Here is a 20,526-nt window from a genome sequence, read left to right on the forward strand (position 1 = left end):
CTAGCTGATGAAGATATCCACTGCTTGTCTAGAGAAAACTCCAATGCATTCCATCAGATATACGCAAATTTTTAATCAGGCTGCGAAAAGTGAAATTGATATCCTGAAGGATTTCGGAGAAATCCGAATCAGGGTATAGTAATCTCTGAGCATTAATTAGTAATTGTGTTATGTGGCTTTAACTCATTGATAATAGTGAATAATATTTTTTTTCAGTATGTTGATAAAAATGCAACTTGATTGAAATTTTTCATAAGGATTCGCTTATGGTCAGGGGATTGTTACTAGTTGGAATTATTTTAATAGCAATTATTTTAATGGGGTGCTTCTCTTTTTTACCGGCCTCACAATGGTGGTTTATAAAAAATATCATATCAAATTTTGATTTTGTAAAATCGCTCCTTTCAATTCTTATATTATCATTGATTACTATATTTTTGTTTTTCGGTATTTTAGAGAGAAAATATTCATTAAAGTTAGAAAAATTAACTTTCGGTGGGTTAAATATTTTATTTGATAGTTCTGACTTGCTATATAAAAGATCTGTTCGCAATTTTCTTGATACTAAAAGAAGTGTGTTCAAAATTGATCCACATTCTGACTCATTTGAGGAGGTTTTTAACTCTTTATATGATATCTATAATTTCATTCGTGTTGAAATAAGAGTGCTGGATGTTAAGCGGAAAAGAGATATGGAGTTGTATCGTATATCTAATAAAATGCTAAAAAAACTGAATCAATTGCTTACCAAACATCAGAATAATTACAGGCGTTGGCATAAGTACATCTCAACAAACGATATTGTATTGACGAGGGATAAGGATTCTAACGGTGAAAATGTTTCTTTAACTTATCATTTAACACCAATTGGAATAATCCAGACTCATTACTATCATTTCAGCCAATTGATGGCTGATTTTGAATGCATTAATAAATTTTTCTGTGAGGAAGTTAGTGGTATTTTTAACATCGATATTGCTAAGTGGGAGGAGTAATGCATAAAACTTTTCTGAGTTATCATCATGCAAACGAACAAGATTTGAAGGACGGAATCATTGAAGCATTTGGTGGTGCGTCATTTATTGACAAGTCCGTAAGTGACGGGGATATCAGCAGTAATGTCAGTGAAAATTACATTATGCGGAAAATTCGGGAGGACTATCTTGGTGACTCTACCGTAACAGTAGTACTCATAGGTACAGAAACTGCCAACAGACCTTTCATTAACTCAGAAATTCAAGCATCTTTATGGGGGGCGAATCCTGCTGGATTAATCGGTGTAATTAGAGATGAAATATATTCGAGCGTATTTAGCTCTGGTGTATGTAGTGATGTTTTTTGCAATTGCGGCATTGGAATTAGAACCATTGATTGGGGTTATGAACATTATCTCCCTTGGTTAATTAAAAAAAATCATAACTTTTCAAAAGTCGTCCCTCAGTATGAGGATATGGATGTTTATTGCTCACTAGTTAAGTATTCAGATTTTATAGGGAATAGTGAATTTTATATTAACCAGGCATTTGATAAAAGAAATGTTATGGAACCAGCAGCAAAGAAAAATCCCGCGGATGTTCCTGCTATAAGAACTAATTTACTATGGTGATTAGATTGTTTTTACGCTAAGATAAATTTAAGGGGTCAGATATGTATAATAGCGGAATAATTAAAAGAAAGGTTTTTTTAAGTTACCACCATGATGGTGACCAATATTACTATAATGAATTCTCAAAAAAATTTCATGACGAATATGAGGCTGTAACGGATAATTCCCTTGATCGTCGAGTTGATAGTGAGGATATTGACTATGTCATGCGATGTATTCGTGAGTGTTATATCACAGGGACTTCATGTTCTATTGTCTTGGTCGGTAATGAATCATGGGGGAGGAAATATATTGACTGGGAAATTAAAGCGACGCTTGATAAACAACATGGACTTATTGGTGTCCAGTTACCAACATTGTTATCAAATTCTTCTGGACGAGTGAATGTGCCCGCTCGACTCAGTGATAATATTGATTCTGGATATGCACTGTGGGTAAGTTGGGCTAATTTTACAGCTAACATTTCGTCGTGTAGGGGATATATCGAACAAGCCAATTGCCGTAGTAATACTCTGATAAGAAATACTCGTGAACGCCGCTTAAGGAATGCATAATATGCTTGAGACGAATTTAGCAAAACCATTTCTTGTTGTTTATATCATTTGGCACCCGGATTTCGCCGCTGGTGCTGGACTGGCTGAAATATTGCGGGGACACTTTCGTCGGGAACTCTATCAGAACGTTGCTGGAGGAACCGGTTTAAGTGTTATTTTTCGTTCTGAGCCTCTACCTGAAACGGGGAAGCCGTTGCCGATCAATTTTTCAGAATCAGAGACCACCGCAGTCCTTATACTTGCAGAATCATGTATGGCAAATGATCCTGAATGGGGGACTTACCTTCGGGAGCTATCCGCGCAGTCGGAAATAGCTGGACTGGGTACACATCTTTTCCCCATTGCTATTGAAGTAGAAGGATTAAATCTTGGACTGGAAGAGCAGGCATTGCGCTGGGACCAATGGATACAGGATGGGAGTAACAATACTGCAAATCTTCATATACGATTGATTAGTGAGCTTACATACGAATTTTGCAGGATGCTGCGCCATTACCTGGAACATCTGAAACAACCAGAAAAAGATGAAGATGATTTGCTTAATTATCTCAAGAAAGTTCAGATATTTCTTAGCCATTCTAAACATGATGAAGATGGAGAGAGGATTGCTCGTTTGATACGTGAGCAATTACATAGTGGACATGGGTTAAGTTCATTCTTTGATGTCCATGATATCCCTGCTGGGCTTCGGTTTCATCAGGTGCTATTGAAACAGCTGGCGCAAAGCGCAGTTGTTGCCATACATACCGACTCTTATTCCTCGCGTGAGTGGTGTCGCAGAGAGATTATAGAAGCTAAACGTAATAGTGTACCTTTAGTTGTTGCCAACTGTATTAGCGAATTGGATGAAAGGGGATTTCCTTATATGGGAAATGTCCCCATAGTGAGAATGGATCCCCAGCAGGCTGAACGAATTAATATCATTATTGCACGCCTGCTTGATGAGGTTCTGAAAGATTTTCTGTGGCGTTGTCGTATACAATTGGTTAATACTAAACAAAGTGCAGTGCAGTTTGTTCCACGTGCGCCGGAGTTAATTTCACTTGCTGGTTTAAAGTTCCCCGGTATTGGGCAACCTACAATTGTATATCCTGACCCACCCTTAAGTTCGGAAGAAGAGCGATTATTTGAAGAAGTTAAACCCGGTATCAGGCTTAGAAGTTTTACCGAATGGCTGGCAGAGGGAACATCATGACTTATCGTGAAATGCTTAGTCAGCATATTATTGCAATATCTACATCAGATAGCCCAGATATGCCTGTATTGGGGTTAAGTAAACAGCATTTATATGACGCGATGACAGAAATTGCGCGTCATTTATTAGCCTTGGGAGCCAGGATTGTTTATGGCGGAGATCTACGTGCTAATGGTTTTACTGAACTGTTATTTGAGTTAGTAGCACGCCATAGAAGAGATGCCGATGAGGGGGATGAACGTTCCAGTATATTGAACTATCTTGCATGGCCGGTGCATATGCAAAAAGATGCCAGTGACTTGGAAAGGCTCAGTGCGGACCTGAAAGGAATGGCAAGACTTGTTTTGTTCAATCGCGATGGCGAGCCGTTACCAATGGCAGAACGAGCCCATTACATAGCAACTATTCCTTCTGATGAAGATTGGGCAATAGGTTTGACAGCAATGCGACATGCTATGTTACAAGACACACATGCCCGTATTATTCTTGGCGGGCAGGTTGATAAGTATAAGGGGGCAATGCCCGGTATAGCAGAAGAGGCTGTATTATCACTTCGTGCTAAACAACCCCTTTTTATTATGGGAGGCTTTGGTGGATGTGCAAAAGATATCACGGAGTCTCTGAATATTGTGGCATCTGACGGAATGCAGCAACGCAACTGGAGAGGGCGGGAAGAATTTGCCGGTTTTTCTTACAAGGATCTGAACAATGGACTTACTGAGTTGGAAAATGTTGTGCTAGCACAGACTCCTCATGTAGATCAGGCTATCGCTATGATTTTGAGAGGGCTTTTTCGATTAGTAAAACGTGGCTGAAAAAAATCTATCGTCCATTTTATGTATCAGCTTAGACTTAATTTGGAACTCTAATGGCGCAGAGCTAAATCTAATCTTACAGACAGTTCTGTGCCGAGAGCGGACGTGTCTATCAGAACGGCTTGCACTATTGTTCGGATATATCAAACCCTCAATTAATCTTCCGACTTTTTCTGTAGTCTTCTGCCATTTTTTTTTGTGCAATCAAGATTTTCCTTTCCTTTTCAGGAAAGAAACTATAATCTAAAAAGTTATCAATTCTTTCTTTAGTGCAAATTCTAATGATGTCAGGTGTGTAATATTCATATATAGGATCGAAATCTCCGTTGACCTTCATCATTATTTCAGCATCTAGTATTCTACGATCTAACTCATTCAAACTTAAATTCAACCAATGCATTAACTCATGAAAACTGTTAATTGGATCTATTTGTTTCCCTGTGTAGTGAGAAACATCAAATGGATAGGTAATCTCTTCATCGATAATTAAGTCGGTAACAATAATGAGAATTACAGCGCATGAAAGGATTTCTCTATCATCAAACATTTCATATCTAAGTTCATATTTTATCCTTGTTTTCTTTGTATGCCCCCAGTATCTAGTGCTAGTTAAAATAGCACGATTCAAAAAAGATTTTAATATATTAGATTGCACAAGATGGTTTGTTTTTTTCTTAAATTCGTCAAGTGTATACAAACTTATATTTGTATGCTTCGTGGCTTCTATTGCACCTGATTGAAAACCTTTTTTTGAAATGATGAAACCTCTATCGGCACCGGTATTTTGAAGCACTGTAAAAAAAGCATGAACAATTTCTTTTGTGACATTACTATTCCAATACTTAGCCTCTACGAACCATTTGAAATCAGTCCCAAGATATTTGGATTCCACTACCACATCTATATTCGAAATTCCTCTTACACCTTCTACTGTAACATTCGTCTTAGCGTTGGCACCTAAATTTTTAAAATGTTCACAAATCTCTTCTTGGAAATTATACCAATCTGTATCGATATTTTTCTTATGGTTGCTCATTTAAACTTCCTCTTAATGTCTGGTGCATAGTGGGCATGATAGAAGAATGATATCTGTCGAATATTCTGGCGATGTCATACAAGGAATCATCATGCTTATATCTGTCCCAGATAATCGCTTTCTGTTCTGGCTTGTAGTTAATAGACGTTCTTCGTTTCATGGTAACACCCCCCTTGATTAAGGATGGCATTGCATCGATACGTTGAACTCACAGCTCAAAACTGACGATCAGATTTGATTGTACGCTGCCAGAGAAAAGAGTCAGTTCAATTTTGAGCTAATAAATTTTATATGTAACAATTTGTTAAATCAGGCAGGTGTCACTTACATAAATAAACCGTTTATCTTACTGATTATACACCACACTCAATCGAATGTCTTTTTACTGGGCATAACGGTGGAAGCTTTGGGCTTTATTTTTTTTAGAATATTTAATGATGTCTGAGGTACTATTTAACGCCTATCTAAAGAATATAACAGCAAGCTATTTCATGAGTTTTTGTCTAGACTCCCTCCGGGAGAGTAACAGCGATGGTTGAAAAAATGATAGACTAAAAATATATGGAACACAAAATATGTGCACCTATCAATAAAGTTCTCCAGTTCGCTGATCTACACGTTTATAGAAATCAGAAAAATTGCATGGGTCAGATATAACTGAATTTTTATCACTTCTAAAATCAAATTCAATTCTTTTTATAAGGTTAATGGCTGGTATTGTAGAATTTAAAGGAATCTTTTTATAGTTTCTAATTCTATGATATTCAAGAGAGTCTAAGTCTACTTCAATCGCTTTATTACCGAAATAATAAAAATGATCAGAAATCAACACGTTATTAGAACTAGTATCTCGTTCAAGATTTGTCATGTTAAATGAACCATCAGGATTGCTATGATGAGAATCTTCTTGTATCCATTCATTTTTTTCATTTTGATGGTAGATGTTATCGCCCAGAATTTGTACATGACTACCATTTCTAGCAGGCTTTTTGATAGAAAACCTGGTATCCTCCCAATAAGCATTGAAACTAATTTTTTCTGAAACTTTCATTAATAGGATACATTTTTTTTTAGCTGATTTTAAATTAGCTCCACCAACTCCGAGTATCCAATCACCCACTTTAGCAGACTTTCTAATTCCAGGTTTGCATGTTGCCAAGGTACAACTTCCATGAAATGGATTGGGTGCAAAACCAAAGTCTCTCGTTATTGCATAGACATAAAGGTAAGAGTTAGGCTCAATTAGCATACGACATTCCCACCTTGAACTTTATCACGATCCGTACCATCAGGTTTTTCAAATGAAGTTTTACCTTCTAGTGCGTTGATAATGGCGTCACTTCTCCAGGCCACTATAGAGGTTGCATACTTTTCGAGATTCTCTGGTAGTTTTACATCGCCTTTTAAACCATTTTCATATACACCTATGATTGGTTTTCCAAGTTGATGAGCTACTTGAATTTCCCAGTTTACCCAAGGTCTGGTATGCGTTTCTTTCCCGATAACAACTATAACTTGACTAGCCCACCTCATTTTCATTCTAAGTAAACGTGCAATCGTTCTATCACTAAGTTTTTTTTCCTCAACTCGTTGCTGGTTTTCAGGTTTCATTCTGATAGAACTATTACGTAAATGATAACCTTTTGCTGCAGCTAAACGAGAAATCCCATCAACACTAGCGTCATCTTTATGATGATGGCTAACAAAAACATTTTTCTTAATTTCTTTAACCATTTTAAAATCCTTTGTAATTTTCTAATTATAAAATAATTCTATATTATTACTTTGATAATGATACTTTTGTTTCGGTCTTTTATTGTTAAATTTAGTTCGGCATCTTTTATCTATCTCGCATGCACCACTATTTTCCATATCCATTAATGTGTAAACTCTTTCTTCTTTAGGCAGGAAATGGAATATTTCATCCATGTTCCAGTGTTCATTATATTTTTCTGCGATGTTTTTTTGGTTAATAGTGAACCAGAACAAACACTCTTCGCTATTCATTCCATCTCTATTAGAAAAAATCCAATTAATTCCTCTTTCACAACCAGGACCTGAAATAACAAAATTCAACTCTGTAAACGGAAAACTGGCTAAGTATGTCAGATCTATGAAAATTTGATATGCTAGAAAATTCCCAATCCCTGAAAATGATTTTAAATGTTCAAAAACTTCAAGCTGATTTCTTGATGATTTTACACCATTAACGATTTTATCTTGGTTATAATAAACAAATTTGATCATTCTAATTACCATGTCATTTTCCGTTGTGCCCTCTATATTTTCTAAGTATTTCCCGAAATTAAACTTCGGACCTCCTAAAATATAGGCTGCACTAAAAAATACATAGCCTGGTTTTTTTATGGATATATTGAGAGTCTTCTCCCTGATTTTTTCATTAATATCACGAATCGTCATATTTGTGAAATCAAAGGGCGCATCAATTTCATTGAATGTATCGCTTTTATTTACCACTCTAAATAGAAATGAATTGAGTATTTTATTATCATAACTCAATTTATCATTGTTTGTTATATTTGTTAATAACCACTTGGTTTCTTTGTCCCATGTTCTTTTAGTATTTACAAATTTATAGTTTCTCAATATCTTGTCTTCTGTCCAATATGGCGGAAGGTTAAGTATCTCTTTCTTGTAATATATAGAGGTTCTCTCTCGTTGATGATAAAACCATTCCCTGATAACAGCTTCATTTAAGATGGGTTTAGCGGTTTTAATTTTCATTTCTCTGACATTACAAAAAAGTTGATCGTTTTTACTGTTCACTAAATAATACCCTTTCGAAAAAGTTTTTAAAACTATCAATTCCGTTCACACTATTGTTAAAATGATAGTCTGATTTTGTTTTGTTCTCATTTACATACTTGTCAATTTCGTATCTTTTATAATTATTATTTTCCCGTTCTATATGAACTATTGTGAATTGATTGTTCTTACACCATGCGAATTCTTCATTTGATCTTATGTCAGTAATTATTATGTTTTTATTCGTCCCTTCATTTTCCTCTAAAACTTTCAACTCTTCTGATAGCATTCTAATAAATATTTTTTCTTCAATTTCCCTTAGTTTGTCTAAGCTGAGCCATATATCTCTTGGTGAATGGTTGATAAAGTCGCCTGTAGGTAAGGTTATATTGAGTGATAACGTTTTCTTTTCAGGGCTATAATCCTTTTCCATCCAAGGGTAAATATGATTGGCCAATTTTTTGAGTTGATCGCTAAATGATAATCTAACAAATTCATAGTTGGATATTAGATAATTAGCAAGGAAATCTTTTCCACTACCCGATATTCCCATGAATGCAATTTTCATAGGCGCTCCTTATTAGAATTATTGAAGTGATTGGAAGTTACGCTTAGATTGAAATCATCGCTTAACTTAGCTGTTAACACTATTGGTTGTTTAAACCTTTCCTGAAAAATATATGATAAAGCTGCTTCTGCATATCCCCAGAGTAAATTTCTTTCAGTTTCTACAAAATGTTCAATAAATATTTTTTTTAGTTTTTCAGTTTCCTTCTCTATTGTGTCTATTTTATATGCATTTTCTGTTATTATTCTTTCAAGGAATAAGACTATATCACAGAATAATGATTTTATAACTGGTAGTGATGGAGGAAATGATATTTCATCATCGTTTATCAAATCTGTCATTTGTTCTTCTTTTCTTTTGTGTATTTCATTGGCTTGTTCTATTCTATCATCATATATATGAAGATTAGTTACTGAATGATGTAAGTATCCTAGTTTAATCTCGCTATCAACTTCCCTCTGTAACATTGAAAGTACTATCTCTTGAAGTAAACTAAACTCGAAAATGTTTATATTGCTTACTCCAAATATTAGATCGCCACTTCTTTGGACTATTTTAATATTTAAATTTTTTTCAGGAGTGATAAAAAAATGAATTAAGTTATTACAAGGTATATCGACACTATGTTCTATGTTGTATAATTTTATGAGGCTTTCACTTGTATCTCTGTCAGGCATGTATAGGCTAATGACCGCTCTTCTTGTAAATATTCCTTCGTTTTTGAATTGTTGCACGACATTTTCAAGTTGCCCGTGAGCGTATAGTCTTTCTCCATAAGCTGCTCGCCAAGTGACACCATCATCTGAGTATTTAGGCGCTCTTGGTAAAAAAAAAGTTAGATATGGTTTAATTCGGTTATCGCCTGCAAATACCCATATAGCTTCAGCAAATGTGGAGAATATGTTGTTTTTTCGACCCGCTAAACTTAAATGTCTTGATCTAGGGTTTCGCAAGATCATACTAACATCATAAATAGTTATAGCATCCCCATTCCTTGTCGAAACACGAACTCCTTCATTAAGCACTTTTTCCAAGAGTTTCATTATTACATCGTTAATAGTTTCTCCGTAAATGACGTGCATAAACAAAACCTCATGCTATTAAAAATATTTTTCTAGTTGATATAGTTTATTGGACCTAATCCAGAATTTGGTCCAGCCATAGTCTGGACTAACCGGATAGCACGTATCAATCTCTTGCTGCTAAGAACAGGCTCGAACGTGATAGCCAATTGGCTTCCAATGTAGAAAGTGAGACCTCGACCCACGCTACCGCCCTCAGTTGCCTAGGCACTGCACTTGTATGAATATTTACAAATGTTACTCATGTTATGGGTTTGGTCAATCTGGCAATCAGATAATTACGAAACTTTAGACTTATTACTTAAGTGGGGGGGGCGAGTAGCTAGCTAGTAAGATCGCCTCTTATATGTACTAGAAGCACAACTGACAATGTTGGTTACTACCAAAACCATAGTCACACCTGCGTAGCAAGCTGGGGCCGCTCGTTACGCCCGGCTGCCCCGGTTAAGGCGCTGTGGCCTGTTTCAATAAATCTCTAACCCCGGGTCCGGGAGGTGTTAGATAGACTCTATGCCGCGTTCAATACGTAGACAGCCCAGAACAGGTAGTGATTGATGCCGGAACGAGACAATTTAACAACAAACCGCCCCCAGTTAGCAGAACCGTCTCGTCCGGCAGGAAAGCATGCTAACACCTACATGAAGTTCCTGTCAGTGCCAGTCTCCGGCTCAACATCACCAAATCTGCTTTTCACCACTGCGGAGTAAGGGGTGCTACGCCCGGCTATGCAGGGGCAATTTTTTTCTCCTGTGTGCTTTCCGTTCCCCGTATTCGCTTCCGGTTAATCGTTTCCCAACACAACCCGTCCCGCAAGGGTAAATGGCACGCATTCTGCGCCCTTGCAGGACAGAACGATGCCGGGAAAGCGAACCGTCAGGCGATACGAAGACGAAAATCACACACTGGCGGAGAAAAAACCATGACGAATTCCCTGCATACCTCCCTGACAAGAGCCCCTAACGCCGCAGCGGCGACCAGCGTATCCCCGCTGGACCCGTCAGGCTCCTCAAAAACGAAATTTTCTAAAACCAGAACCGACATTTATCAGACCGTCACCGACAACATCATTGCAGCGCTGGAAGCCGGTGTTAAACCCTGGTCCTGCCCGTGGCAGCGTGTATCCGGCATGTCTGGATTGCCATCTAATTACGCCACCGGCGTAGCCTACAGTGGCATGAATATCATGTTGCTGTGGAGCAGTGCATCAAAACAGGGGTTCAGTGATTCACGCTGGTTGACCTATAAACAGGCGCAGATGGCAGGTGGACAGGTTCGCACGCGTGAACGTGGCACAACAGCCATTTTCTATACCACCCTGGAGAAGGAAAACAACGCCGGAGACATTGAGCATATCCCGATGCTTAAAACTTTCACCGTGTTTAACGTTCAGCAAATCGATGGCTTGCCCCTGACGACTGAAACGGTCAGTCCGGAAGCAACCTTTGACCCGTTGCCGCAGGCTGAAAACCTGTTCAGGAAGAGCAGCGCAAACATCATCGAGAAAGGACAAAATGCTTTTTTCAGCCCATCAACAGATGAAGTCTGGCTACCAGAGCGCCATCTGTTTTCGGATGCGGCCAATTTCTACGCTACCGGCCTGCATGAGCTTGTCCACTGGAGTGGGGATAAAAAACGCCTGAACCGTGAAATGAAAGGGAAGTTTGGCAGTGCGGATTATGCAGAGGAAGAACTGGTGGCGGAGCTGGGAAGTGCTTTTCTGATGGCGGACCTGGGGATTGAGGGAGAGGTACAACATGAAAGCTACATTGCTTCCTGGCTGAAAGCACTGAAAAACGACAAGCGCTATATTTTCAAAGCGGCCAGCGCCGCCTCTAAAGCGCATCGTTATCTGATGGATAAGCTCTGAGGCCGGAGCCGGACAACCGCAAGGGAATGCGGTTACAGGGTTTTTAACCGGCAACGCTGCAAGGCGCAGACTGAGGCGGAACGCAGCACAGCGAGTACCGGAAAGTCTGTGTCTGGCAGTGGGATAAAAAAATGCCCGGCCTGGCGAGTATCGCCGCCAGGCCGATGAGGCCATCACGATGGCCTGAGTAAAAGCTTACGTATAGCTGCCTAGTGACAGGTATTTCAGTTCATCAAAGGTATAAATGCGAAACACCCGGCGGTGGCGTTCTTCCAGCGGGACGTGCTGATGGTTGATGATGACATGCCTGATGCTGTCAAACAGCAGTTCAAGCGCACGCTTCTTCTGTGGATCGGGCACAACATAAAAAACATAAATCCAGTGCCTGCTGGTACGGGCCAGCAGGTGGCTGGCAATGATCGACTGATAACGGGCTCGGGTTTTCAGGCGGCGCTCGGTTTCAATGGCAATAACGTTACCGTCAGGCAGGGTCAGTAACCCGTCCGGGCGATGTTTCACCTGATACTGGCTGAGAAAGGTGGTCCGGTCGCCGTTAACCCATCCCGAAGCGCCTTTTTTCTCCAGAATAAGCCTGGCGGCCTGATTATCAAGATGATGCTCCAGCGTCCAGCCGGTAATTCTGGACGGTTCAAACCTCGCGGGAAAGATTTTATCATTCGGGGTTAGCACCACCGCCAGCCCGTCGCTGGTGATCCCCCATAATGAAATCCTGATTGTCCGTGATTCAAGTACATGCTTCTGGATTAACCCCATTCGCTCCGTTTTTGCCAGCAGCGAATAAAGCGATTTATGATCCCTGAAACCAAATAACTGCATCAGCGTTTTAAAATCACTGTAGGTTTCTTCTTTCAGGAAGTTCAGCAGTTGTTTTATTTTTTCGTTGTTACGCGTCTGGCGCTCGTGAAAGGACGAAATCAGCATAACCGCTCCTTAAAAATCCAGCGGGGACAGGTGTTCTTCATCATCAGGTTTCGGCTTTACCGGTTTTACTTCGATTTCGTCGAAGAAAAGAGCCGGATGCGTTGTCATCACATCCGGCATGGCTGGTCTATCATCCTCGCCAAAATCCAGCACGATCTTCACCGGGGCTGCCACTGCGGCAATATCGGGGGAAACCGAAAAGATTTTTAGCTGTCGTTTTCTGACCTTTATCGGCGAGATCAGTGAAGCAGAAGGTAGCGTTTTTGTCGTAAAGATAAAGCTGACAAAATCGGGCAGGTTCAGGATCATATTGCTGTCAATAAAGAAACGTTCGGCCTGGCGGATTGTGCGCTCACTGTCGATGGTTTCCGTCAGCATATTATCCGTCTTGGCCTTACGGAGTTCGTCATCCACCAGGATCGTGCCTGACATTCTCGCCACCCAGTCCGCTGTATCCGGGTCCATAACCCGGTAAACCAGTTTGAATTTGGCATTTTCCACGACCGCACCGACAACGGCGTCACCTTTCAAATCTGCCGGGCAGTCTTTTAAATCGGCGATGGACTGGTGGTCCATAATAATGTGTACGCCTTTATCCCGCGCCGCGCCTAAACCTTCCAGCGCTGGCCTGGATAAATGGTATTTCAGTTCGGAAAGATAAATAGCAATGGGGCGGGGGACGTCTGTTACTCGATCGCGCCTTTCTGCCAACTGGTAAAGGCGAACCAGCAGCATGCGCTGGGCGGTAATAATTTTGCTGTTTCGCATGGAGCCGATAACATAACAGCAGCCACCTTCATCAAATATTTTTTTGAGTGAAAAACCCTCCGGTGAATTAATGGCATTGAGTAAGGCCAGTTCCTCAATCTTACCGAAAAAGGCTTTGATTTTTTCGGCAATGCTCTGAACGTAGTCACCGTTATAAACATCACGGATTGTTGCCGATGTGTTATCACTGACAAATTGCGCGGCCATACGCGCGGCTTTTCGGTCATCTATACGATAGAAGTCCGATTCCTGTCCTTTTTCCGCCAGACTGAACCCTGCAACAAACAGTTCTTCCAGTTCATCTGGCGTAATATCTTCAATCAGGTTTAACTGGTATTGCTGTTTCCGCAGGTCAATTAAGGCAAAGTGTTTTCCTGCATCCTCGCAGGCTTTGCGGTAAAGGTGGGGTGCCCATTCATCATCCTTGGGGTCCATAACAAACACACCTTCACCGGCCAGAATACTTTGATAAAGCAATATCCCGGTGGCAACCCCTTTACCGGCTCCGGTGGTGCCGATAATATCCGCGTGCTGTTTCTGCCAGTCTTTTAACGGGAGATACATTGGTTCGTTCTCCCTGTCCATGCCGATAAATAGCCCTTTACTCAGGTCGATATAATGCAGCGGGTCATAATGCAGTGTTTCCGGTAGCAGGGATTTTACGGTGCGGACATCAGTACGTAATTCCCGTTCAAGGGTGGTCTTTTTAACAAGGCGTTTCTTTATTTTGTCCAGTTCCGGCGTGAATACCCGGCGAAGCATAATATGAAAAATAATCCCGGTTACAGTGAAAGCAATCCGTACTGACCACGCCAGTGCTGAGTTATCACTGGTGAGTCTGATTTTATACAGCCACTGAAAGGATCCGATAACTATCGGAGCCAGTGTGCCGGAGAGAAAACACAGCAGGGAAAAAGCAATAATCAGCTTTTTCCAGAGTGGAGCTTTCTGCCGTTCATCGCTTTTCATTGATGCAAAAAACGGCATCGTCAGCCCCGCTAATAACGCCAGCATCAGTTGTTGCTGTTGCACAAAAGCGAGCAGCACCAGCATCTCGTTCACTATCGGGGACAGTGAAGCGGCAAGCTTATTTAAAATCATGATGCCTCCTTCGTCAGCTATTCGCCCCATGACATCGCCCCGTCAATTCGCCCCGTGGTGTCGGGCGAAAAGGCGGGGCGAGCGTATGGGGTAAAGAAGGTGGCCGCTGCGCGGCCATGTGCCGGAAAGCATGCTTCCCTGCACGAAACGGCGTGCGCCAGTACATGCGGGCTGGACGCCCTTATTGCCTGTCACATGGGGGTAATGTCGTGGCTGGACGCCCGGCCAAAACCCCCAGGGTCAACGGCGGCACACCGTCGCCCGCTACGCGCGACCACCCCCTTTAAGACGGTCGCTTTCGCCTTTTTCTTCCCTTTACTCGTTCCTCGCAGCGGGAATAAAAGGGAAGCTGACCTTTAAAGAGGGTGGTCGCGCCACGCTACCGGCTTTGGGCCGGAGACTTAGCCGCGACGGTGTGCGGGGCTGTGCCCCCCGGGTAAACCGCTGTCGTGGGCGACAGCTTTTCGCTCGCTGGGGCGGCGAAATTTATCCGGCTCCCCCCGGCCTGCAAAATCCGCGTGGGCGCGGCTGTTTGCAGGTGAGGCGCGGTGCCTGAATTATTTTCGCTCCTTAACCCGCGAAAATATTTCTGTCCGCTGCCTCATTTTTACGGCCCCTGTTTCTTCGCTCCTTATTCCGCGAAAAACAGAAGCCGTAAAAACCTGAAAACCGTCATGCTCTGTGCCGTCTCGCCAGTATTAACCACGAACGCGGCCATATTTACTGATGATTTGACCGATAGCCGCCGGGTCTGCCAAATAACATTCACTTAAAAATAATTGTCTGGCATCGGCCGTATGGTCAGGAAGAAAGCCGTGTTTATTCTTTTTCACGATATTAAAGAACGCACGTTCAGCGGAATGACATTCACTGCCGCCGCCATTTCCGGTTGCTTTACCGTACATACATAACACCACTTCGCAGGCATCAGCAGCCATTACAGATGTTGAACATAACGCCATAACGCAGAGCAATAAGACGGAGGATATTGCTTTTTTCATTTCAGTCACCGTTATGATTAATGAAAGGTTGCGTATTTTGATAATGTTATTTATCGGATTTATTTTCTGAATGTCTCTTTCATGCTATTTAAATGAACTGGCTTAAAGTAAATATCATGCATCCGGCGAACATCGCCGTGTATATCAATACTGACGATGACATCAATGCTTTTAAGTACCTTGCGTAACAACACATCAAAAGGAATGTTCCGGCAGTCAGGGTTTTCATAGCAGCGGTCAATGATCCCTTCAATGCATTCTTCCGGGCTGCCCGCATGCAGGGAGGTGATTAACCCCTCATGCCCGGAGCCGACAATTTTCAGCGCGTCCCACGCTTCCTGCCCACGAATTTCCGCCAGTAATATCCGGTCAGGGTTCATACGATAATTAGCCCGGATCAGTCTGCCAGGGGTGATAATGGCGTTATCCCCGGCATCCGCCGGGTAAAAAAGATGCACATAATTGGCATGGTGATAAAAACGGATTTCGGGATTATCCTCAATCGTTACCAGCCGGAGATGCAGCGGAATATAATGCAGCAGCGTTTTCATATAGGTGGTTTTGCCGGAGCCGGTTTCACCCACAATAAAAATCGTTTTGCCGTATTCCACCGCCTTTTCCATAAAGCGGGGAATATTCCCGCTGTGATATAACCGGACCAGTGCATTATCCTGGCTTTTCGTTTTTTCCTGACCGGCCACGCGCTGATAAAATCCCGCATCAATCCATGACTGATGTGTTTTCTGCTCAAACGAGGGTTTGCGCAGCGTAATGGACACCGTATTACGTTCGCAGGCCGGGGGAATAATCGCCTGAACACGTTCGCCGGATCCTAATGTTGCAGAAAGGATGGGTGATGTATCGTCAATATTATCGTCATGCCAGGACGCCAGCGCTCTGGCAAAAGCATGACACTGACGCAACGTGATGGGGGATGCCTGTTTTTGCCATTTTCCCCGAATTTTTGTATGCAGCTCACCCGGTCGGTTAACCGCAATTTCTGTCAGGCCATCCTGAGCAAGAAAATCACCAAACAGACGGTTTTTCATAAAATCCAGTGACAGGTTTTCAGCGCTCATACCATTTCTTTTTCAGCCGTAGTTGATAAACAGAGGAAAAATCAATATCCGTGCCGGTCATGATGCCGATCACATCGCCCTGGTTCAGGTACATCGTGGGCGGGATACTGATGCTGTTTTCCAGTGTCGTTTTCGCCATTTCCGCCGTGGCGGCGCGGGTGTTTTCGGTATAGTCAGTATTGCGGTCTTTACCCGGCGCGGCATCTGATGCCGCTGCCGCCACGTCCTGCACGGTACTGAGCATCAGGGCGTTGCCGAAACGCTCCCAGAAATGGCTGTCGATCCAGCCCGCGATCCCCGCCTCACCGAGGGGGCCGGTGGCCTGCGTATCGGTGAGCGGGATTTGCAGGCTGCCGGGCTCCGGCGTGCGCAGCTCCGTCCACAGCACAAACATCCGGCTGCGCCCATGTTGCAGTGCGCCGGTGCGGTAGACGCCACGGGCGACCGTTCCTGCCGGGATCAGCTTCACATGGTTACTGGCGCTCCAGACATTCTCACCGATCAGGCAGGAGATATGACCGCCAACATCGGATACGAAGCGCCGCATCATCGAACACGGAATATAACGATCCACGGGGATATAGAGATCAGGATCGAGGCCCAGCCGCCTGACACCAGTGACACGGGCAACGCCTGGATTGCCATTGTTATTGCTGTCTCCCGGTGCTGTCGTATCCGGGCAGCGCAGACGTCCATTTTCGCCACTGACCAGTACAGACTGACAGGATGTGTACGCCGTGGAGGCAGACGGGCTGCCCGACGTTCCCGCGTTGCTGCGCGATCCGCTTCGGAACGTGCGTGTATCGTCGCCTGACCCTGTGCTGCCGCTGTTCAGCCCGTTTGCCAGTGCTGCCGCCTTGTTCAGGGCGGGCGGCCCGGGCGGCAGAGCTGGTGTGGCCGGGGCGCTCTGACTGGCAGGGCCTGCGCTTTCCTGCCTCCCTGGCCCGAACAGGCCAAACGGGTTACTGTCCATGCCCAGATTCTTACGCTCCTGCTGCACCGCCCCGGAGGAGGGCGGCGGTGCGGTGTCAGATTCTTTCTCATCACCCCTTTTCAGGGCGCTGAGAAGACGATCGCCACCGGATGCCAGGGCGATGACCAGGACCAGACTCAGCAGGCTGACTATCAGTGTACGGTGACCGGACGTCTTACGGAAACGGGTCACTTCCGGCTGGCCGGGCGGCGTTTTCTGCTCCGGCTCCTGATATGCCATTGCCGCGCGGGCGCGTTCGCGGGCTTCTGCTTCCCGTTCTGCGGTGGTTTTTTTCGGTTCGTCCGGGAAAGATTTGTCGGTCATTTTGCCTCCAGCGTAACGGAGGGTGAAACAGTGTCACTGTTGGTCAGCGGGATACGCCCGGATCCGTCGTTTTCGACCCCCACCACCGAGGTGCCGTAACGCAGAACCAGCTGCGTCGATGCCGGAACCACCACCACGGTGTAACTGCCCCGTTTAACCGTTCCGGGCGTGACCGCCTGCTCCTGGCCGTTAACCACCCGGAAAACGGAAGGCAGGGTCTTCGTGGGGGAAAAACCGATATACGCGAAACGACCGTCATCCCAGGTAAAGTCCGGGGCGATGAAGGCTGAGCCTGCTGCCACCCGTTTTGTATAGCGCCAGTTGCGCGGCGTGGTGGCCTGCCCGAATGCCGCCGCTATCCGCTGCCGGTCCAGTGCTTCCTGCTGATGTTGCTGACGGGCGGCGCTGGCGGCGGCAGTCTTTTTTCGCAGTTCGTCGGGATAGCGGTAGCGGATAACAAAGGCCTGAGCGGGCGAGTCGCGGTCCAGCACGTTCAGCTCCAGGCTGTAATCGCGCTTCGAGGTCACCACGAACAGATTGGTTTTCCAGTCTTTTGCCGTCGGCAGAAACACCTGGTTGACGTTGTTGCCGCTGGCATCCGTGACCGGCTGGGTAATCGGGTTCGGGCTGACGCCCACCCGGTTATCGCTTTTCGTCACGGTCCAGCCTCTGGGAAAACCCGCCTGCGCATCAATAACGGTTTCATCGTCGTCAAACATCAGCATGGTGACGTAACCGGGGCGGGTACTGACGACCGTGGCGTTCTGGCTGTTGTATGTGATGTTCTGCATCCGGCTGTCATACGCGCTGCCGCGCGGTGTCGCTGCGCTCCATGCCACGCATGACGCCAGTAAGCCAGAGAGGAGCAGGGTATGTTTCAGCATCATTCCCCCCTCAGCTCTTTATCGCGCTGGTAGCTGGTGACGATAAAGCCCAGCGGGTTGACTTCGCGCTGGCTGTCGGTCAGTTGCCGGTGCGGGACGTAGCGGTAAGTGAGACGGATATTCCACACATCCGTTTTCATAGAATTATCAGCAATACGACGAATTGTGCGCTTGATACGCAGTGTTGCCAGATTATCCGGCCCGGTGGCAGGCGCATGCACATTGGAAATAATGTCGATATAAACGACATATTCCGCCTTGTTAAAAATCACGTCCGGTGCCTGGTCGCCGTTAAACCCGTCCAGATAGTCCCGGTTCATGCTGTCGCTGTTAAATAACTGCACGTCGTCATAATCACGCTGGAGGGAGAAATAATTATATCCCTCGCGGAGTCTGACATAGTGTGCTGCCAGTGAATGCGCCAGTGCCTTTTCAGACGAAATATCCCGTTCCTTCACGCGGGTCATATATTCATAGCGCCCGGTCTGTTTATCCACTGACCATAATTCAGTGTCGGTGGTTTTCAGTGGCAGCAGAATAATAATGGCCGCAATCGCCATTGCGGCCAGAATCAGTCCGGTAGCGGCCACCCGCCAGGCGGTTTTTCGGGAACGCTCTTCCTTTTCCAGCTGGATGGATTCAAAAGAGCGGGAAGCATTAAGAATGTTCTGAATATCAGGCATGGTGAGTCAGCTCCTGAATGATGGTGGGGGAATTCACCGGCTCGGGTTCGCCGGATACCGGCGGAAGGTCGCCCTGATGCCGTGCGCAGCCCGTCAGCGCGCACAGCATCAGAAGGATGATGCTGAATTTCATGGAAGCCCCTTATCGTATGGATGCAGAAATGCCGCACCGGTGGCGCTGGCCACGGCGTGACGGGGAAAAGGAAATTAACGGTCGGAAGGATTAACGGTAACGCTGCCGGTTCAGGCGTTTCATGCTTTCGATGGCGGCGGCGCGTTTCTGCCAGGCGCTCACGGTTTTACCCGCGCCTGCGCCGGCGAGCCTGCCGGCCGCCGCGGCGGCGGCCATGCCGCCTTTCGCAGCCAGGCGGGCTCCGCCCTTTACCCCCGGCCCGGCGAGGTCGGCGGATTTGTTCGCCAGTCCGCTCAGGCCACTCATGGCGGCACCCTGCAGCACTGCCTGTACGGCGGCCCCGCTGAGTGCGCTCGCGAGCTTCGCGGAGAACCAGACCACCACACCCGCTGCAATCCCGGCCAGCAGGCACTGCGCCGCCAGTGTTACCATATTGGTTTCAGCGGATGTTTTTGTTGCAGCATCCAGTATCTTATGCAGGTAATTAATGGCGATACGGATGGATAAAGCAGAAAACATGATCGTTAATATTGCCGCGAAAATTGTTCTCAGCCAGTTATCAAACATCGGCTTAAGAAAACCGTACAGCAGGCAGAAAATAAAGAGCGGCGCGGTGGTCGTCATTAACAGGATGGTGATTTCGGCGAGCAGATTGACAAAGGTGGCTGCCATCAGCAGGACAATAGAGCCGCCCCATACCAGGACTTCGGCAAGGCCACCATTCAGTTTGACGTAAGTTGAGGTGTCCATATTAAATAACTTTTGCCCCAGCGCCTGTGCCTTTTCCCAGACGGTATCGAGCAGCGCCCAGACGTTATCATCGCCGCTGATACCGTCTTTGAGTCCCTGGATAGCCGCTACCGCCATATCCAGCCAGCCATCAAGGTTTAACGCAAAGGTGGTGATCAGCAACATGCGGCCCACATCCCAGGCGACATCTTCAACCGGGGTCCGGAGTTTGCCAGCCAGCGTCTGATAACCGCGAAACAGTATAAACAGGGTAAAAGAGCTGACGATGATGACGCTGATCATCGTGCCGTAAGTGGAAGACTGACCTTCCAGTACGGCATTCAGTCCATCCATGATGTTTTTGTCCATACCAACAAAAATACCACCGGACATGGTGCCTCACCTGATATATAAAGAAAG

Annotated in this window: 21 protein-coding genes and 1 pseudogene; 6 read left to right on the top strand and 16 right to left on the bottom strand. The window is 44.9% G+C overall.

Going from position 1 to position 20,526, the window contains the following annotated elements:
* The first annotated feature begins 266 nt into the window (after positions 1–266).
* The 5 genes from ABLU86_RS02995 to ABLU86_RS03015 are packed head-to-tail and all read left to right on the top strand — an operon-like array spanning position 267 to position 4,170.
* Positions 267–995, top strand: a complete 729-nt coding sequence (locus ABLU86_RS02995; protein ID WP_032454839.1) for a hypothetical protein — start codon at positions 267–269, stop codon at positions 993–995.
* Complete coding sequence (locus tag ABLU86_RS03000) at positions 995–1,606, top strand: TIR domain-containing protein (protein ID WP_061069973.1); 612 nt, start codon at positions 995–997, stop codon at positions 1,604–1,606. The genes ABLU86_RS02995 and ABLU86_RS03000 overlap by 1 nt, the downstream gene beginning before the upstream one ends.
* A gap of 41 nt (positions 1,607–1,647) precedes the next feature.
* A complete protein-coding gene (locus ABLU86_RS03005) occupies positions 1,648–2,160 on the top strand; it encodes a TIR domain-containing protein (protein ID WP_071888387.1) in 513 nt (170 codons plus the stop codon).
* A gap of 1 nt (position 2,161) precedes the next feature.
* Entirely contained in the window at positions 2,162–3,355 is a 1,194-nt protein-coding gene (locus ABLU86_RS03010) for a toll/interleukin-1 receptor domain-containing protein (protein WP_094948193.1), read from the top strand.
* Positions 3,352–4,170: a hypothetical protein gene (locus tag ABLU86_RS03015; protein ID WP_032454852.1), complete on the top strand. Its 819-nt coding sequence runs from the start codon at positions 3,352–3,354 to the stop codon at positions 4,168–4,170. Before ABLU86_RS03010 ends, ABLU86_RS03015 begins: the two co-directional genes overlap by 4 nt.
* Before the next feature lie 151 nt (positions 4,171–4,321).
* Here the strand turns inward: ABLU86_RS03015 and ABLU86_RS03020 are convergent, their stop codons facing one another.
* The 7 genes and pseudogenes from ABLU86_RS03020 to ABLU86_RS03050 all read right to left on the bottom strand — a co-directional run bounded on the left by ABLU86_RS03020 (position 4,322) and on the right by ABLU86_RS03050 (position 9,583).
* A complete protein-coding gene (locus ABLU86_RS03020) occupies positions 4,322–5,206 on the bottom strand; it encodes a restriction endonuclease (protein WP_022065025.1) in 885 nt (294 codons plus the stop codon).
* 16 nt (positions 5,207–5,222) lie between these two features.
* A pseudogene (locus ABLU86_RS03025) lies at positions 5,223–5,366 on the bottom strand (IS30 family transposase); the annotation flags it as partial.
* Between the two features lie 426 nt (positions 5,367–5,792).
* Complete coding sequence (locus tag ABLU86_RS03030) at positions 5,793–6,455, bottom strand: hypothetical protein (protein ID WP_071888388.1); 663 nt, start codon at positions 6,453–6,455, stop codon at positions 5,793–5,795.
* A complete protein-coding gene (locus tag ABLU86_RS03035) occupies positions 6,449–6,940 on the bottom strand; it encodes a TIR domain-containing protein (protein WP_022065023.1) in 492 nt (163 codons plus the stop codon). Before ABLU86_RS03035 ends, ABLU86_RS03030 begins: the two co-directional genes overlap by 7 nt.
* 21 nt (positions 6,941–6,961) lie before the next feature.
* Positions 6,962–7,993 (bottom strand): nucleotide kinase domain-containing protein, encoded by a 1,032-nt coding sequence (locus ABLU86_RS03040; protein WP_032454841.1) that lies wholly within the window; start codon positions 7,991–7,993, stop codon positions 6,962–6,964.
* Positions 7,983–8,540, bottom strand: a complete 558-nt coding sequence (locus ABLU86_RS03045) for a hypothetical protein (RefSeq protein WP_032454842.1) — start codon at positions 8,538–8,540, stop codon at positions 7,983–7,985. Before ABLU86_RS03045 ends, ABLU86_RS03040 begins: the two co-directional genes overlap by 11 nt.
* Positions 8,537–9,583, bottom strand: a complete 1,047-nt coding sequence (locus ABLU86_RS03050) for a thymidylate synthase (protein WP_348795919.1) — start codon at positions 9,581–9,583, stop codon at positions 8,537–8,539. Before ABLU86_RS03050 ends, ABLU86_RS03045 begins: the two co-directional genes overlap by 4 nt.
* 958 nt (positions 9,584–10,541) lie before the next feature.
* Between ABLU86_RS03050 and ABLU86_RS03055 the strand changes: the two genes are divergently transcribed.
* The gene (locus ABLU86_RS03055; protein ID WP_032454844.1) at positions 10,542–11,489 is read left to right on the top strand and encodes a zincin-like metallopeptidase domain-containing protein; all 948 of its coding nucleotides are present in this window, start codon (positions 10,542–10,544) and stop codon (positions 11,487–11,489) included.
* Positions 11,490–11,684: 195 nt separating this feature from the next.
* On the opposite strand, the gene mobC is transcribed toward ABLU86_RS03055, so the two are convergent.
* The 9 genes from mobC to ABLU86_RS03100 all read right to left on the bottom strand — a co-directional run bounded on the left by mobC (position 11,685) and on the right by ABLU86_RS03100 (position 20,499).
* Complete coding sequence (gene mobC, locus ABLU86_RS03060) at positions 11,685–12,431, bottom strand: MobC family replication-relaxation protein (RefSeq protein ID WP_032454845.1); 747 nt, start codon at positions 12,429–12,431, stop codon at positions 11,685–11,687.
* 9 nt (positions 12,432–12,440) lie between these two features.
* Positions 12,441–14,300, bottom strand: coding sequence for a type IV secretion system DNA-binding domain-containing protein (locus tag ABLU86_RS03065; protein WP_032454846.1), 1,860 nt, complete (start codon positions 14,298–14,300; stop codon positions 12,441–12,443).
* A gap of 698 nt (positions 14,301–14,998) precedes the next feature.
* Entirely contained in the window at positions 14,999–15,301 is a 303-nt protein-coding gene (locus tag ABLU86_RS03070) for a TrbM/KikA/MpfK family conjugal transfer protein (RefSeq protein WP_061069977.1), read from the bottom strand.
* Positions 15,302–15,360: 59 nt separating this feature from the next.
* Positions 15,361–16,380 carry a P-type DNA transfer ATPase VirB11 gene (gene virB11 / locus ABLU86_RS03075; RefSeq protein WP_032454847.1) on the bottom strand — a complete coding sequence of 340 codons (1,020 nt, stop codon included), beginning with the start codon at positions 16,378–16,380 and terminating at the stop codon, positions 15,361–15,363.
* Positions 16,370–17,677 (bottom strand): VirB10/TraB/TrbI family type IV secretion system protein, encoded by a 1,308-nt coding sequence (gene virB10, locus ABLU86_RS03080; RefSeq protein ID WP_032454848.1) that lies wholly within the window; start codon positions 17,675–17,677, stop codon positions 16,370–16,372. Before virB10 ends, virB11 begins: the two co-directional genes overlap by 11 nt.
* Positions 17,674–18,564: a P-type conjugative transfer protein VirB9 gene (gene virB9, locus ABLU86_RS03085; RefSeq protein ID WP_170993359.1), complete on the bottom strand. Its 891-nt coding sequence runs from the start codon at positions 18,562–18,564 to the stop codon at positions 17,674–17,676. The genes virB10 and virB9 overlap by 4 nt, the downstream gene beginning before the upstream one ends.
* A complete protein-coding gene (locus ABLU86_RS03090) occupies positions 18,561–19,244 on the bottom strand; it encodes a type IV secretion system protein (RefSeq protein WP_032454850.1) in 684 nt (227 codons plus the stop codon). The genes virB9 and ABLU86_RS03090 overlap by 4 nt, the downstream gene beginning before the upstream one ends.
* On the bottom strand, positions 19,237–19,377 hold the full coding sequence (locus tag ABLU86_RS03095; RefSeq protein ID WP_032454851.1) for a hypothetical protein: 141 nt from the start codon (positions 19,375–19,377) through the stop codon (positions 19,237–19,239). Before ABLU86_RS03095 ends, ABLU86_RS03090 begins: the two co-directional genes overlap by 8 nt.
* A gap of 90 nt (positions 19,378–19,467) precedes the next feature.
* The gene (locus tag ABLU86_RS03100) at positions 19,468–20,499 is read right to left on the bottom strand and encodes a type IV secretion system protein (protein WP_061069979.1); all 1,032 of its coding nucleotides are present in this window, start codon (positions 20,497–20,499) and stop codon (positions 19,468–19,470) included.
* Positions 20,500–20,526 lie beyond the last annotated feature (27 nt).

Origin of the sequence: Klebsiella sp. JN_Kp121 (assembly GCF_040062145.1) — a bacterium.
GTDB lineage: Bacteria > Pseudomonadota > Gammaproteobacteria > Enterobacterales > Enterobacteriaceae > Klebsiella > Klebsiella aerogenes.

Excerpts from the sequence above, each read along its gene's own strand:
- ABLU86_RS02995 (WP_032454839.1), top strand. The coding sequence starts at position 267 with ATGGTCAGGGGATTGTTACTAGTTGGAATTATTTTAATAGCAATTATT.
- ABLU86_RS03000 (WP_061069973.1), top strand. The coding sequence starts at position 995 with ATGCATAAAACTTTTCTGAGTTATCATCATGCAAACGAACAAGATTTG.
- ABLU86_RS03005 (WP_071888387.1), top strand. The coding sequence starts at position 1,648 with ATGTATAATAGCGGAATAATTAAAAGAAAGGTTTTTTTAAGTTACCAC.
- ABLU86_RS03010 (WP_094948193.1), top strand. The coding sequence starts at position 2,162 with ATGCTTGAGACGAATTTAGCAAAACCATTTCTTGTTGTTTATATCATT.
- ABLU86_RS03015 (WP_032454852.1), top strand. The coding sequence starts at position 3,352 with ATGACTTATCGTGAAATGCTTAGTCAGCATATTATTGCAATATCTACA.
- ABLU86_RS03020 (WP_022065025.1), bottom strand. The coding sequence starts at position 5,206 with ATGAGCAACCATAAGAAAAATATCGATACAGATTGGTATAATTTCCAA.
- ABLU86_RS03030 (WP_071888388.1), bottom strand. The coding sequence starts at position 6,455 with ATGCTAATTGAGCCTAACTCTTACCTTTATGTCTATGCAATAACGAGA.
- ABLU86_RS03035 (WP_022065023.1), bottom strand. The coding sequence starts at position 6,940 with ATGGTTAAAGAAATTAAGAAAAATGTTTTTGTTAGCCATCATCATAAA.
- ABLU86_RS03045 (WP_032454842.1), bottom strand. The coding sequence starts at position 8,540 with ATGAAAATTGCATTCATGGGAATATCGGGTAGTGGAAAAGATTTCCTT.
- ABLU86_RS03050 (WP_348795919.1), bottom strand. The coding sequence starts at position 9,583 with ATGAAACTCTTGGAAAAAGTGCTTAATGAAGGAGTTCGTGTTTCGACA.
- ABLU86_RS03055 (WP_032454844.1), top strand. The coding sequence starts at position 10,542 with ATGACGAATTCCCTGCATACCTCCCTGACAAGAGCCCCTAACGCCGCA.
- mobC (WP_032454845.1), bottom strand. The coding sequence starts at position 12,431 with ATGCTGATTTCGTCCTTTCACGAGCGCCAGACGCGTAACAACGAAAAA.
- ABLU86_RS03065 (WP_032454846.1), bottom strand. The coding sequence starts at position 14,300 with ATGATTTTAAATAAGCTTGCCGCTTCACTGTCCCCGATAGTGAACGAG.
- ABLU86_RS03070 (WP_061069977.1), bottom strand. The coding sequence starts at position 15,301 with ATGAAAAAAGCAATATCCTCCGTCTTATTGCTCTGCGTTATGGCGTTA.
- virB11 (WP_032454847.1), bottom strand. The coding sequence starts at position 16,380 with ATGAGCGCTGAAAACCTGTCACTGGATTTTATGAAAAACCGTCTGTTT.
- virB10 (WP_032454848.1), bottom strand. The coding sequence starts at position 17,677 with ATGACCGACAAATCTTTCCCGGACGAACCGAAAAAAACCACCGCAGAA.
- virB9 (WP_170993359.1), bottom strand. The coding sequence starts at position 18,564 with ATGATGCTGAAACATACCCTGCTCCTCTCTGGCTTACTGGCGTCATGC.
- ABLU86_RS03090 (WP_032454850.1), bottom strand. The coding sequence starts at position 19,244 with ATGCCTGATATTCAGAACATTCTTAATGCTTCCCGCTCTTTTGAATCC.
- ABLU86_RS03095 (WP_032454851.1), bottom strand. The coding sequence starts at position 19,377 with ATGAAATTCAGCATCATCCTTCTGATGCTGTGCGCGCTGACGGGCTGC.
- ABLU86_RS03100 (WP_061069979.1), bottom strand. The coding sequence starts at position 20,499 with ATGTCCGGTGGTATTTTTGTTGGTATGGACAAAAACATCATGGATGGA.